The sequence below is a fragment of the Paraburkholderia fungorum genome (assembly GCF_003610895.1).
Classification (GTDB): Bacteria; Pseudomonadota; Gammaproteobacteria; order Burkholderiales; family Burkholderiaceae; genus Paraburkholderia; species Paraburkholderia fungorum_B.
In genome coordinates this window covers 43,624-56,954 of the sequence record NZ_MCAS01000036.1, presented here as the reverse complement: position 1 = coordinate 56,954, position 13,331 = coordinate 43,624, and the positions used below count along the sequence as shown (strand labels likewise).

Genomic DNA, 13,331 nt, shown 5'->3' with positions numbered 1-13,331 from the left:
CGCGTCACCAACCCTCACAGACCACGCCGATGCGCTTCATTCGTTCCCTGCTGCTGCTGATCTACTTCGTGCTCTTCACGGTGCCGTACGCAACCGCGTGCTTCATCGCGTTTCCGTTCATGCGCGCCGACAACCGCTACTGGATGGCGGCCGGCTGGTGCAAGGCCACGCTGCACACGGTACGCTGGCTGAATGGCATCCGCTACAGGATCGAGGGTTTCGAGAATCTGCCCGACGGTCCGGCCGTGCTGCTGTCCAAGCATCAATCGGCATGGGAAACACTGGCTTTCCCGGCGCTGATGCCGCGGCCGCTGTGCTACGTGTTCAAGCGCGAACTGCTGTATGTGCCGTTTTTCGGCTGGGCGCTGGGCATGCTGAAGATGGTTCACATTGACCGCAAGGAAGGCAAGTACGCGTTCGAATCGGTCATCAAGCAAGGCAAGCAGCGCATGGCGGAAGGCGCCTGGGTGATCATGTTTCCGGAAGGCACGCGCACGCCGACCGGCAAGCAAGGCAAGTACAAAACCGGCGGCGCGCGTTTCGCGATTGCCACCGGCGCGCCGGTCGTGCCGATCGCGCACAACGCCGGGCGCGTGTGGCCGCGCAACTCGTTTCTCAAATATGCGGGTATAGTCACAGTGTCGATCGGCAAGCCGATCGAGACGACGGGGCTCACGCCCGATGAAGTGAACACGCGCGTCGAACAGTGGATCGAAGCTGAAATGCGTCGCATCGATCCTACTGCGTACCGCGCGGCGGATAGCACCTCCGCCGCCGCACCAATCTGACGCGCCCGCGCCCTCGAAGGCGCATTTGCGCGAAGCCGAATCCGATGCAGAAGTCTCCTACGTCGCAGCCCGCTGCGGCGCTCGATAACCGGCAGCTCGATCTCCCGCTCTTCGCCGAGCCGGGGTCGACCTCGTCGTCCCCAACACCGTCCGCTCCCCTGGCCGGCTCGCAGAGCGGGCAGCAGCCGGCCGTGCCGCTCGCGCCGGATGGCACCAAGCTGCGCAGCCTCACCATCGGCTCACGCACGCTGCACTATGTGCTCAAGCGCTCGGCACGCCGCTCGATCGGCTTTGCGATCGACAGCACCGGGCTGATGATTACCGCACCACGTTGGGTCACGCTCGCCGATATCGAGACCGCGATCACCGAAAAGCAGCGCTGGATTTTCACGAAGTTGATCGAATGGCAAACGCGTGTCGAACAGCGCGCGCTGCCCAAGGTCGACTGGAAAGATGGCGCGCAAGTGCCGTACCTCGGCCACCCGGTGCGTGTGAGGCTCGGTTCGCCGCAAGGCACGCTTGCGTTCAATGCGGATGAAGGCGAATTGCAGGTGCCGCTGCCGCTGCAGGCAGACCCGCAGCAGATCAAGGATCGCGTGCAAGGCTGGCTGCAAGGCGAAGCAAAACGTCTGTTCGGCGAGCGCCTCGCGATCTATGCGGAGAAGCTGGGCGTGAACTATCGCGCGTACGCGCTCTCTTCCGCGGCCACGCGTTGGGGCAGCTGTTCGAGCGACGGCAAAATCCGCCTGAACTGGCGGCTGATTCACTTCCCGCTGTCGATCATCGATTACGTCGTTGCGCACGAACTTGCGCATCTGCGTGAGATGAATCACAGTCCGCGCTTCTGGCAGACGGTCGAGTCGATTTTTCCGGAATTCCGCGAAGCGCGGCAGACGCTGAAGTCGCATCCGCCGGAATTGCTGCCGACGCTTTAGCGCCTTCGGGTCTTCTGCGACTCTACGAGGCTTCGGTCTTCAGCCTCTTCGACTCGACCATCAGGCCTTGAAGCCGTCAAGTCTTGCAGTCACCAGGCCGGCGCCTCAACCCGAAGCGCCGGCCTTCTGAAACCCGCCACTTACTCCGTGCAGAAAGTTTCCTGCAGGTGACGCCACATCACCTTGCCATGCGCGTCGAGTTCCAGCACCGCTGTTGAGCGCCGCACGTTCGCATTGCCCGCGCTGTCGCGCTGGTACTCACGATATTTCACCACTGCGCCCGACGCATACTCGGACACGATCTCCATATCGCGGATCGTGATCTGCGAGCCGGGACGCGCGCCGTTCAGCTTCGTGAAAATCGCCCGCAGACCCGCGTGGTCGAGGGCGAGACCAGACGGCATGACCAGTGTGAATTGCGGCGCGAAGCGCGCCATGATGCGCTCCAGCGCGCCGTGATCGGCGGAGCCGTCGAACAACGCCTGAATTTCGACGTGGATCTCGGCAAGTTCTTCGAAATAGGGATTACTTTTATTCATTGCTTGTCCTCGCCCTGCCGCTTACGTCACTTTTTCTTCTGGATGAACTCGATTTTGTAGCCGTCCGGATCTTCGACGAAAGCGATCACGGTCGTGCCGTGTTTCATCGGGCCGGCTTCGCGCACGACCTTGCCGCCTTGAGCCTTGATCTTGTCGCATGCCGCGTACGCGTCTTCGACTTCGACCGCGAGGTGCCCGAAGCCGCTGCCGAGGTCATACGACGGCGTATCCCAGTTGTGCGTCAATTCGAGGACGGTGCCGTTGCGTTCGTCTTCATAGCCGACAAACGCCAGCGTGAATTTGCCTTCCGGGTAATCGTCCCTGCGCAGCAATTTCATGCCGAGCAGCCCGGTATAAAACGCGATCGAGCGGTCCAGGTCGCCGACCCGGAGCATGGTGTGAAGCAGGCGCATCGTGTACTCCCTAGTGCGTGATGTCGAGAACGAGAATGTACCCCGAATCACGCCGCGCTGCAGCGGCGCGCCAAACGTCATGGCATGGCGCGAACGCACAGCAAACGCGTGGCAAGAAACGTGACAGGCGGTGCGGTAAAAAGCGCGCCACGCCCGTTTTCAACTCGCGCCCTTCATCTCGGTCAGCTCGTCGCGCAATACGCGCCGCAAAATCTTGCCGACATTGGTCTTCGGCAGTTCGCTGCGGAACTCGATGATCTTGGGGCGCTTGTAACCCGTTAGCTGTTCCTTGCAGAAGACGAGAAGATCCGCTTCGGTGAGCGCCGGGTCTTTCTTGACCACGTAAAGCTTCACTACTTCTCCCGCCTCCGCGTCCGGCACGCCAACCGCCACCACCTCGAACACGCCCGGGTGCTTCGCCACCACGTCCTCGATCTCGTTCGGATAGACGTTGAAACCCGACACCAGAATCATGTCTTTCTTGCGATCGACGATTTTCACGAAACCCTGTTCCGTCATCACACCGATATCGCCGGATTTGAAGAAGCGATCCGGCGTCATCACCTTCGCGGTTTCATCGGGACGATTCCAGTAGCCGGCCATGACCTGCGGCCCGCGAATGCAGATTTCGCCGCGCTCGCCGAGCGGCACTTCGTGGCCGGCGTCATCGCGAATCGAGATGTCCGTGGACGGCAACGGCAAGCCGACCGTCCCGGTGAACGCGGTGGCCGTGGGCAGATTGGTGGTGGCGCACGGCGAGGTTTCCGAAAGCCCATAACCTTCGACGATCGGCACGCCGGTCAGCGCCTGCCAGCGTTGCGCGACGGCTTGTTGCACCGCCATGCCGCCGCCGTTCGATTGCACCAGCTTCGAGAAGTCGAGCGTTTTGAAATCGGGTTCGTTCAGCAGCGCGTTATACATCGTGTTCACGCCGGGGAACGAGTTGATCGCGAAGCCCTGCAGCGCTTTGATCATCCCCGGCAGATCGCGCGGATTCGGAATCAGGATGCCCAGACCGCCGCAACGCATCGTCAGCAAGCCGCAGATCGTCAGCCCGAAGATGTGATAGAGCGGCAGCGCGACGACTGTGATGTACTGCTTGATATCGCTGCGCTCACGATAAACCGGTTCGCGCCACAGCTCCGATTGCAGGACGTTGGCGATCAGATTGCCGTGCAGCAAGGTGGCGCCCTTCGAAACGCCGGTGGTGCCGCCGGTGTACTGGAGCACCGCGACGTCGCCTTGAGTGAGCGTGACAGGTGTGAAGCCGGTGTGCGCGCCACGCGCGATCGCATCGTCCAGCGCGATACATGACGTTGGCGGCACATTGTCCGCAATCGCGGGACTCCCCGCGCCGAGCATTTCGCCGATCGATGTCAGTACGACATGCCTGATCGACGTATGCGCCTGCACGGCCTCGAGCGTCTTCGTGAAGGGGTCGAGCAGCACGATCGCTTCCGCGCCGCTGTCGTTCAACTGATGTTCCAGTTCACGCGGCGTGTACAGCGGATTGACGTTCACCACCACGTAGCCGGCCCGCAGGATGGCCGCCATGACCACCGGATACTGCAACACGTTCGGCAGCATCACGGCGATACGCGCACCGCGCGCAAGACCCAGCCATTGAAACCAGGCCGCGAGATGACGCGACTTCGCATCGAGCTCGCCGTAGGTCAGCGCGCGCCCCAGGCAGACGAACGCGCGCTCGGCCGCGTGCGCCACGAAACTCCGCTCCAGCAAGTCGCCAACAGAGCTGAACTGCGTAGCGTCGATCTCTGCCGGGACGCCCGGCGGATAGGACTTCAACCAGATTCTTTCCATGTCTCTTCCCTGAGTTTCGCATCGCGATGCGCCAATGCACGATGTGCCGCTGCGTCTGCGCGCTGACGTGCACCGCGCGGCGTCTTTCCTGGGTCTATCCCGCCTCTATCGCGTAGCCAGGGCGGGCATCCGCCGTGCCGGCCGGTCGAAGCAATCGAAGAAGCCACGCAGCTGCCCGGTCGTGCCGCGCTCGAGCTTTACTGTGCCGTTCTCGAGCCCCATCGGCAACTGCGTCGCCATGTCGCGCAGCATGCCGTACAAGGTGCCGGTTTCCAGCGCGAGCTGAACGTCGATCACCGCGGGGGTGCGCTCGTGAATCTGCAATACGCCACGCCGCAGCTCGAGCGCATGCGTTTCATTGCGATCCGTCACGCGGAACGCGAGCGTCATCTGCACATCGGCGCAACGTTGCGGATCGACGTTCACGCTGAAGCGCTGGAACACGTTGCGCAACGGCTGGGCGCGCAAGACATCCACCGAGGCGAGACTCGAACTGCCGGCGAACGGCAGTTCGTCGTAGGCATGTTCGAGTTCGCGTGCCGCGCTCAGATACCAGTTGCGCCAGTTGGTGTTCACCGTGCGGTAGCCCAGTTCGCGCAACGCGCTCGCTTTAATGTTGCGGGCGTCGGTGTCGCTTGTATCGAGCCGCACCAGCAGCGTGGCCAGTTCCGCGGCCCAGCGCCAGTCGCCGTCGCCCAAAGCGATGCGCGCTGCAGCGCGCACCGGCTCCACACCGCCCATCATCTTCACCATGCGCTGCGCACGTTCGGCGCGTGGCAGCGGATCGAGCGACGCCGGATCGCCATCGAACCAGCCTAGCTGACCGCTGTACACCTGACGCACCGAGTGCTTGACCGTGCCGTAGTACTCGCCGAGCCACGCATGCTCCGCGAGATGAGGCGGCAGCGCGGGAATCGCCTCGGCGAGTTCGTCCGGACTCAGACCGAAGTTCATGTGGCGAATGGTCTGGTCGTGGATGAACTGGATGGCGTCGCGATAGACGCACAGCACTTCGGCGACATACTGCGCGCCCGATACCGGCCGGCCATGCGCCGGCACCATGTGAGACGCATTGAAACCGCGCATCATGTCGATCGTCTGATACCAGCGCACCGGATCGCGGTAACGCGTGCCGCGCAGCGTATGCACGTTTGCGAGGCATTCGCCCTGGATGACTTCCGCCGACAGCAGCACACCGAGTTCGGGCAGCCACATGACGATTTCGTCGTCGGCTTCGGAAGGCGCGTAGCGAAACTCGAAGCGCACGCCCGCCAGCACGATATCGAGCCGGTCGTCGAACACGCGGGTCGGCGCGAAGAAGCTCGCCGGCTCCGCGATCAGCACCGGCCCGATACCCGCATTGACCTTGCCGGTCGCGCCGGCCGGCAGCAGCGTGCCGAAGCTGTAGGCCGAACGCGTGGCGAGAATCGGCGCCACGAGGTTCGCGTTGTTGATTACCGTGTCCATCAGAGAGCGGTGCGCGATGATCTCGACGCTGCCCGCCTCGAGCGCGGCTTCGTCGACGAAAGCACGCACACCGCCGGTGTGATCCGTGTGGTTGTGCGTGTAGACCACCGCCTTGACCGGCAGTCCGGCGTGGCGCGGATCGATCGCGCAGAAGTCCTCATAGATGCGTTTGGCGGCGGACACCGCCTCGGTTGCATCGATGACCACGATGCCGTCGTCGCCCACCACGAAGATGATGTTCGCGATCGCATAGCCGACCGCGCAATACACGCGCCCGGCAACGCGATAGATGCGCTGCGCCATGCGCCGCGAGTGTTCGGTGAGGCGCGGCGGCACAGTCGGTGCGGCGACGGCGAACGCGAGATTCACGCCGGCGTCGAACGCGACATCGAGCGGTTCGCCGATATGCGGCGCGTCGAAGGCAGGGTTGCGGACCCGTTCCGGGCAACATGAACTCATGCGGTGTCTCCTTGAATGTTCGACGGCGCGTAACGGAAAGCGCGCGGCATCGGGATAGGTTTCTGTTGTTTGTAACCGGAATTTGGATTCCGATTTTTAGGCAAAAAAAATCAGCCGTCCGCCAGCCCGAGGCAGCGCCGCAGCCGAATCTGCAGCCAGGGGCGCAATTGCCGGCTGGACAGCGACAAAGGGCCGGGGTCGTTCAGCACGCTGTTGACCAGCATGCCGAGGATCATCTGCAAGGTGGCGCGCACCTCGAATTCGAGCGCCTGGGCCGTGTCGTGATCGGCCTTGATGCCGCGCGACTGCGCCAGCGCGCTGACGAGACGCGGCACGATCATGGCCAGAACATCGTGATTGGCCGATTTCACGACGTCCCAACTCGCTTTGCGCTGTGACGCCCGCAGCAATGACGCGTGATAGAGCCCGCGATTGCGCCGGAACGTTGCGATGTAAAACGAAATGACCGCATCGGCAAGCGTGCCCGCATCGTTCGAACGCCAGGCCGGGTCACGCTCGACGGTTTCGCGTACATGCGCGAGCCCTTCTTCCATCGCCGCATCCTGCACGACATCGAAGAAGGCGTCTTTGTTATCGAAGCGCCGATAGAACGCGCCGATCGACGTACCCGCACGCTCGACGATGTCGTTGATCGACAGATCGTCGAGATTGCCGCTCGCTTCAATCAGTTCACGCCCGGCTTGCAGCATGCGAACGAGCCCTTGCTGACTGCGCGTCTGACGCGGCGCCGCGATAGTGCTGGACGGAGTTTCGCGGCCGCGCGGTGAAGTCGTCGTCATGCGTTGTTCAGCCTCGGTTCGCTGCTTTGATAAAAAGGAGGACTCACGGAAAACCGGAATCTTGATTCCGGATCGTCCGTGATTGAGGCCACTGTGTCAACCGCATCCAGGGTAATCACGGAGCAATCATGCGAGCGCGCGGCCGGCCGTTCACCCGCCCGCTACGTCATCACGGCGCCTGGGTGCAGCAGACCCTGCGCGGCGCGGTTGGCGTCCTCCATCACCTGCTCAGCAAGTCCCAGCGCGGAATACGCAGCGGGCGAAGGCGTGCGCTCGGCCAGATAGACCAGCGCGAATTCAAGTGCGAGACGCGGAGGATTGATGAGCGGGATGCGCGCGAGCCGCCGCATTTCCAGATCGCGCCGCACGGCAGACGCCGTGGCGAACAGCACGGCATCGGTCTGGGCGACGACGTCCTTGAGCACCGCCACGTCATTGCATTCGATCTGCAACGGAATCTGCTCGTGAGCGCGATATTTGAGCAGGCGATGCAGGGCGTCCTTCATGAACGCGGGCAAGCTCACCGAGACGAGCGGGAACTCGCGCAACGCCGCTAGCGGCACGGTGTCGCGTGCAAACAGGGGATGGTCCGGCCGCGCGAACCAGCCGCCCTCGTGACGCGGCAGGCGCTGCAACGTGACATCGGGCGTGACGGGCGGCACCCGGCGGTCGGTGACGAGAAAATCGATCTGCTCGGCACGCAGCTTCGCAAGCAGCCCATCGCCTTCGCCGAGTTCGATCGACACCTTGATCTTCGGAAAGCGCCGCGCGAATTCCACCAGCAGGTCCGGCAGCAGAATGACAGCCGCATAGGGTCCGAGGCCAATACGCACCTCGCCGAGTTCATGCGCCTTCAGCAGTTCGACGTCGCGAAACAGACAGCGCGTTTCGAACAGCACACGCCGCGCGCGTTCGACCAGCAGCCGCCCGGCCGCCGTCATCGCAACGCCGCGCGCGGCACGGTCGAACAGCTTCATGCCGACTTCTTCTTCCAGCGCCTGGATGCTGCGGCTCAACGCAGGCTGGCTCAAATGAACGCGCTCAGCCGCGCGCGCAAAACTGCCTTCCTCGGCCAGCGCGATCAGATGGCCAAGGCGGCGGGAATTGACCTCATGCATGATTTGCAAGCTCCCGATAACGAGAATGCACTTGAACAATTCACTTATACCACCTCAAATGGGCGAAAACCCAGCGCCCCGCGCAAGAAACGGAGACACGCCTTGCCCACCATCCTCAGCAGCACGAAACGCTGCACGGCGCTTACCGGCGACACAGCGCCGGTCCAGCCCACCCACGCGCACGAGGCCGCACAGGGCCGCCGCTGGATAATCGTCGCCTCGCTGTTCCTGTTCATGCTGATCAATTTCGCCGACAAAGCCGTGCTCGGTCTGGTCGCGATCCCAATGATGCATGACATGCAACTGACGCATGCTCAATTCGGCCTCGTCGGCAGCGCGTTTTTTGTGTTGTTCTCGATTTCGGGTATCGCCGTCGGCCTGTTCGCCGACCGCGTCAATATGAAATGGCTGCTCGCCGCGCTCGCGCTGATCTGGGCGATAGCGCAGTTGCCGCTCGCATGGCCGACCAGCTTTGCCGTGTTGCTGCTGTGCCGCGTGCTGCTGGGGGCGGGCGAAGGACCGGCCTCGCCGCTCGCGCTGCATGTGGTCTACACCTGGTTCGACGACCACGAGCGCAATCTCCCCACCGTCATCGTGCAACAAGGGGCGACGGCGGGCGTCATCATCGCGGGGCCGGTGCTCACCTATATTTCGCAGCGGTGGCACTGGCATACAACGTTTCTCACGCTCGGTGCGGTTGGCGTCGCCTGGACGGTCTTGTGGCTGTGCCTGGGCAAGACAGGCAATCGTCAGCACAACTCGACACCTGCGTTGGTGCTCGTGGCGGCGGGTCCGCGCACGGCGTCACCGCGCTTTCGGCGCATGCTGAGCGACCGCACTGTCATCGGCGTGATGCTGCAATGCTTTGTCGGCTATGCGGTGATTGCGATCGGCTTTACCTGGGTACCGGCGTATTTCCGGCTCGGCCTCGGCTTTGGCGCGACCCAGGCCGGCTGGCTATTCGCGCTGCAAGTCGCGGCGCAGATCCCGCTCGGCATCGCGCTCGCGATGGCTTCGCATCGCATGCTCAAGCGCGGTGTGTCCTCCAGGGTGGCACGCGGCAAGCTGATCAGCGCGGCCTGCGTGGTGAGCGGGTTCGCGTACGGCTCATTGCTGTTCGGTGCCCCGCCGTTCGTCAAAGTCGCCTTGATGGGGCTTGCCAGTGCGCTGGCAATCCAGACGTTCACCTTCGGTCCGATGCTGGTTGCCGAAGTCGCGCCGGCGGCACGGCGCGGGGCCCTGCTCGCGATCACCAATTCGATCGTCACTACCGCAGGACTGATCGGACCGGTCGCGATGGGCAAGCTGCTCGGCGCGGCAGGCGACGCGCGCGGTTACGAGATCGGCTTTGCAGTAACCGGCGCGTTGCTGCTGATCGTCGGCACAGCGGGTTTCGCGTTAATCGATCCGCAACGCTCGAAGCTGCGCATGGAAGGCACGCCGCGTTGAGCCGGCGCTCAGAACTGATGCCGCATGCCGGCCATCAGGCCGATCTGGCTCCCCTTCTGTGCGAGCCCGACACCATTGACGCCTTGCAATTGCGCGCCGATCAGGCCACCCCGATACAGCGAGTAGTCGCCTTCCAGATAGATATCGGTGCGCAAGGAAAGGTTGTAGTCGGCGACCAGTTGATACTGCCATGCCGAGCCGTCCTGCGCGGCGGTTTTGCCGTCCTGCAGGGTGCGCCAGACGTTCGCCGCGAAGTGCCACGCACGGCCGACCTGCTGCGTGATGCCACCCATGATCATGCGGCGCCGCGAAAAGTCGGTGTACTTGAGCGCGGCCAACGCGGGTGCGGTGAACGGCCCATTGGCAAAATTCGAAAAGCCGGCGTCATTCTGATTGACGATATAGCCGGCGGAGAAGCGGGTCATGTTCCACGTGTACGACCCGCCAAAGGTCCACGCTTTCGCGGCGGCGCCGTTGACCGAATCTTTCGACTCCTGATACGCGCCGCCGAAGGTGAAAGGGCCACCCGGCGCGTAAGCGAGCGCCGCGCCGACCTGGCTGCCGTATGAGTTGCCCGCATTGCCGCCGAATGCGTAGCCTGCGGCAAGATGGAAGCCGTTATATTTGGCCTGGTACTGCACCTGGTTGCTGGTCCAGATACCGCCGGTCATCGTCACTTCAGGCTGGAAGCTGAAATCGTATGGAATCCAGAGATTGCTGCCGTAGCCGCCGATGGTCACGCCCTCGATCATCACGTTGTACTGACGGCCGAAGATCACCTGACCATAGGAATCCGAACGCACACCCACTTGTGCTTCATTGAAGAACGGCAAGGTGGGATCGCTTTGGCCGGTATTCATGTAGAAGCGGTTTTCGAGTTTGAAGAACGTCGACCAGCCGCCACCCAGATCCTCGGTGCCCCTGATACCCCAGCGGCTCTCCGTCATGCCGCCATTGCCGAGCGCAACCGACGAATCACCGGCCTGGTTCGCATGGGTCAGATATCGCACGCTCTCGTCGATCACGCCGTAAAGCGTCACACTCGATTGGGCCTGCGCCATTTGACACGCCAAGGCCGCGGGCATGGCCGCCATCGCCCACCTGCTTATGTTCTTCATTTCGTCTCCTCGTACAGGTTCCCGCTTGCACCAGGTTCTACCAGGTCCTGCCAGGCATTACAGGTACTCACGGGTATTCGCCGCCGTCACCCTTGCTGCAAAGGTCCGGCACGCTGCTCGCTCAAGGCCACGCAAATCGGCAGGTCCGCAGCCGGTTCCATTGCAGAACCGTGCATGACGGCTAACACAGACTGTTTGAATAAGCTGACGAAATGCGCGTGGATGAACCTTAGCGCGAAATCAGGGCTGTAAGAAAATAGACTGACATAAGTGTTGTTCTGTCATCGAAACGCTTGCAGCTTGTAAGAAGCACGCGTAGGCGGTGGGGTCATCGCATGGCGGCGCGGGCGGATTTGATATCGTATGACCTATAACCGCCACCCCACGAGACCCATGAGCGCCACCGCCCTGCCTACGCGCCGCACCCCGGATAGCTTCGCCATTCTGCTGATGATTGGCTTGTGCGCCATCTGGGGATTCCAGCAAGTCGCAATCAAGACCACCAACGCAGCCCTGCCGCCGGTATTCCAGGCGGGTCTGCGCTCGGCGATCGCGGCGCTGCTGGTCTGGGGCTGGGCGCGCTCGCGCGGCACCCCGCTGTTTCGCGACGACGGCACGCTAGGCGCGGGCCTACTCGCGGGCATGCTGTTCGCCGGGGAATTCGTGTGCATTTTTCTCGGCCTGACGCTGACCAGCGCCTCGCGCATGGCGGTCTTTCTCTACACCGCGCCGTGTTTCACGGCACTCGGGCTGCACTGGTTCGCCGACGGCGAGCGGATGCGCCGCATTCAATGGCTCGGCATCCTGGTGGCGTTCGCGGGCATGGGGCTGGCGTTTGCGGACGGCTTCCTGCACGGCCACACGGCTCAGGACTCGCCCCTGAAGAGCCTCGTCGGCGACGCGCTCGGCGTGCTGGCCGGCGCCGCCTGGGCCGCGACCACCGTGGTGGTGCGCGCCACGCGTCTCGCCCACTCGAGCGCCAGCAAGACGCTGTTTTATCAATTGGCGGTGTCGGCTGTCGTGCTGCTCGTGCTCGCCGCAGGACTCGGCGAGGCACGGGTAGACGCCGTCACGCCGCTGGCAGTGATGAGCCTCGCGTATCAGGCGGTGATCGTGGCGTTCGTCAGCTATCTGGTGTGGTTCTGGCTGTTGACGCGTTACATCGCGTCGCGCCTGTCGGTGTTCTCGTTCCTGACGCCATTGTTCGGCGTGACCTTCGGCGTGCTGCTGCTCGGCGAGTCGTTCAGTTCGCGCTTTCTGATGGCCGCGGCGCTGGTGCTGATCGGCATTGCGCTGGTCAACGCACCGGCAAAGCAGCGGGCTGCGGCTTAAAGCGTGGCGTGTTTCGCACGCGCTGCAGGGCGCAGCGCGCTTCTTTCAAGACCGTGCAACGCGACTTAAGCGTCGTCGGTCCCGGTTTCCGCGGCGGCGCCGCGCGTCGGCGAAGTCTCGACGATCTGCGCCACACGCACATATTCGGCCACCGGCACATCTTCGGCGCGGCGTTGCAGATCGAAACCTAGCGCCTCGAAATCCACCGAATCGCGAAACGCGGCCAACGTGTTGCGCAGCATCTTGCGCCGCTGCGAGAAGGCCGCGGTCACCACTTCACCGAGCACGCGCGCGTCCACGGCAGGCAGCTCATGCAGTTCGTACGGGATCATCCGTACGATCGCCGAATCGACTTTCGGCGGCGGATTGAACGCTTCAGGCGGCACATCGAGTTGCTTGTCGATCACGTAGCGGTATTGCAGCATCACCGAGAGGCGGCTGAACGCCTTGGTGCCCGGCTCCGCCACCATGCGGTCGACCACTTCGTTCTGCAGCATGAAATGCTGATCGATCACGCGATCCGCGAACGCGGTCAGATGAAACAGCAAGGGGCTCGAAATGTTGTACGGCAGATTGCCGACAATGCGCAGCGACGCCTTCTCACCGGGTGCTGCCAGCGTGCCGAAGTCGAAGGCGAGCGCGTCGCCCGCATGCAACTCAAGCAGGTCGCCGAATTTTGTCTTGAGACGGCCAATCAGATCCCGATCCAGTTCAACCGCGTGCAACGGCGCTTCGGGCGTCGCCAGGCGCTCGATCAACGGCTCGGTCAGCGCACCAAGCCCCGGCCCGATCTCGACCATGCGCTCGCCGCGCTGCGGCCGGATCACGTCGACGATCGAATCGATCACGCCCATGTCGACCAGAAAATTCTGCCCGAAACGCTTGCGCGCGATATGGCCCTGGTGCCGGCCCTGCTGCTGTCTGCTGGTGGACATCGAAGAAACGCTTTGAAAGAGAACTGCTTAAGAATAGGAGTACCGGGAACGACCCGGCAACAAATCGGGCACAAGCCGGGCACAAGCCGGGAACGAACCTGGACCAGCCGCAACGAGCGCGCGAACAGCAAACGGCGAGACGTGCGTACGCCCCTTC

At 63.1% G+C, this 13,331-nt stretch carries 12 protein-coding genes; 4 read left to right on the top strand and 8 right to left on the bottom strand.

Annotation, left to right across the window (positions count from 1 at the left end; all coding sequences use genetic code 11):
• Positions 1-29 precede the first annotated feature (29 nt).
• A complete protein-coding gene (locus tag BCY88_RS28855) occupies positions 30-788 on the top strand; it encodes a lysophospholipid acyltransferase family protein (protein WP_120347574.1) in 759 nt (252 codons plus the stop codon).
• A 44-nt stretch (positions 789-832) separates the two neighbouring features.
• Positions 833-1,723, top strand: coding sequence for a M48 family metallopeptidase (locus tag BCY88_RS28850; protein ID WP_120347573.1), 891 nt, complete (start codon positions 833-835; stop codon positions 1,721-1,723).
• Positions 1,724-1,863: 140 nt separating this feature from the next.
• On the opposite strand, the gene BCY88_RS28845 is transcribed toward BCY88_RS28850, so the two are convergent.
• The 6 genes from BCY88_RS28845 to BCY88_RS28820 all read right to left on the bottom strand — a co-directional run bounded on the left by BCY88_RS28845 (position 1,864) and on the right by BCY88_RS28820 (position 8,340).
• Positions 1,864-2,262: a hypothetical protein gene (locus BCY88_RS28845; protein ID WP_120347572.1), complete on the bottom strand. Its 399-nt coding sequence runs from the start codon at positions 2,260-2,262 to the stop codon at positions 1,864-1,866.
• A gap of 26 nt (positions 2,263-2,288) precedes the next feature.
• Complete coding sequence (gloA, locus tag BCY88_RS28840) at positions 2,289-2,675, bottom strand: lactoylglutathione lyase (RefSeq protein WP_120347592.1); 387 nt, start codon at positions 2,673-2,675, stop codon at positions 2,289-2,291.
• 159 nt (positions 2,676-2,834) lie between these two features.
• The gene (locus BCY88_RS28835) at positions 2,835-4,496 is read right to left on the bottom strand and encodes a long-chain-fatty-acid--CoA ligase (protein WP_120347571.1); all 1,662 of its coding nucleotides are present in this window, start codon (positions 4,494-4,496) and stop codon (positions 2,835-2,837) included.
• 105 nt (positions 4,497-4,601) lie between these two features.
• Positions 4,602-6,422, bottom strand: a complete 1,821-nt coding sequence (locus BCY88_RS28830; protein WP_120347570.1) for an alkyl sulfatase dimerization domain-containing protein — start codon at positions 6,420-6,422, stop codon at positions 4,602-4,604.
• A gap of 110 nt (positions 6,423-6,532) precedes the next feature.
• Entirely contained in the window at positions 6,533-7,222 is a 690-nt protein-coding gene (locus BCY88_RS28825) for a TetR/AcrR family transcriptional regulator (protein WP_120347569.1), read from the bottom strand.
• A gap of 161 nt (positions 7,223-7,383) precedes the next feature.
• Complete coding sequence (locus tag BCY88_RS28820) at positions 7,384-8,340, bottom strand: LysR family transcriptional regulator (protein WP_120347591.1); 957 nt, start codon at positions 8,338-8,340, stop codon at positions 7,384-7,386.
• A 102-nt stretch (positions 8,341-8,442) separates the two neighbouring features.
• On the opposite strand from BCY88_RS28820, the gene BCY88_RS28815 reads away from it, so the two are divergent.
• The gene (locus BCY88_RS28815) at positions 8,443-9,789 is read left to right on the top strand and encodes an MFS transporter (RefSeq protein ID WP_183081476.1); all 1,347 of its coding nucleotides are present in this window, start codon (positions 8,443-8,445) and stop codon (positions 9,787-9,789) included.
• Between the two features lie 8 nt (positions 9,790-9,797).
• Here the strand turns inward: BCY88_RS28815 and BCY88_RS28810 are convergent, their stop codons facing one another.
• On the bottom strand, positions 9,798-10,907 hold the full coding sequence (locus BCY88_RS28810) for a porin (RefSeq protein ID WP_120347567.1): 1,110 nt from the start codon (positions 10,905-10,907) through the stop codon (positions 9,798-9,800).
• A gap of 393 nt (positions 10,908-11,300) precedes the next feature.
• On the opposite strand from BCY88_RS28810, the gene BCY88_RS28805 reads away from it, so the two are divergent.
• Positions 11,301-12,239 (top strand): DMT family transporter, encoded by a 939-nt coding sequence (locus tag BCY88_RS28805; protein ID WP_120347566.1) that lies wholly within the window; start codon positions 11,301-11,303, stop codon positions 12,237-12,239.
• Positions 12,240-12,304: 65 nt separating this feature from the next.
• Here the strand turns inward: BCY88_RS28805 and rsmA are convergent, their stop codons facing one another.
• Complete coding sequence (gene rsmA / locus BCY88_RS28800; protein ID WP_120347565.1) at positions 12,305-13,174, bottom strand: 16S rRNA (adenine(1518)-N(6)/adenine(1519)-N(6))-dimethyltransferase RsmA; 870 nt, start codon at positions 13,172-13,174, stop codon at positions 12,305-12,307.
• Between the last annotated feature and the right edge of the window lie 157 nt (positions 13,175-13,331).

Coding starts and splice junctions, on each gene's coding strand:
- BCY88_RS28855 (WP_120347574.1), top strand. CDS start 30: ATGCGCTTCATTCGTTCCCTGCTGCTGCTGATCTACTTCGTGCTCTTC.
- BCY88_RS28850 (WP_120347573.1), top strand. CDS start 833: ATGCAGAAGTCTCCTACGTCGCAGCCCGCTGCGGCGCTCGATAACCGG.
- BCY88_RS28845 (WP_120347572.1), bottom strand. CDS start 2,262: ATGAATAAAAGTAATCCCTATTTCGAAGAACTTGCCGAGATCCACGTC.
- gloA (WP_120347592.1), bottom strand. CDS start 2,675: ATGCGCCTGCTTCACACCATGCTCCGGGTCGGCGACCTGGACCGCTCG.
- BCY88_RS28835 (WP_120347571.1), bottom strand. CDS start 4,496: ATGGAAAGAATCTGGTTGAAGTCCTATCCGCCGGGCGTCCCGGCAGAG.
- BCY88_RS28830 (WP_120347570.1), bottom strand. CDS start 6,422: ATGAGTTCATGTTGCCCGGAACGGGTCCGCAACCCTGCCTTCGACGCG.
- BCY88_RS28825 (WP_120347569.1), bottom strand. CDS start 7,222: ATGACGACGACTTCACCGCGCGGCCGCGAAACTCCGTCCAGCACTATC.
- BCY88_RS28820 (WP_120347591.1), bottom strand. CDS start 8,340: ATGCATGAGGTCAATTCCCGCCGCCTTGGCCATCTGATCGCGCTGGCC.
- BCY88_RS28810 (WP_120347567.1), bottom strand. CDS start 10,907: ATGAAGAACATAAGCAGGTGGGCGATGGCGGCCATGCCCGCGGCCTTG.
- BCY88_RS28805 (WP_120347566.1), top strand. CDS start 11,301: ATGAGCGCCACCGCCCTGCCTACGCGCCGCACCCCGGATAGCTTCGCC.
- rsmA (WP_120347565.1), bottom strand. CDS start 13,174: ATGTCCACCAGCAGACAGCAGCAGGGCCGGCACCAGGGCCATATCGCG.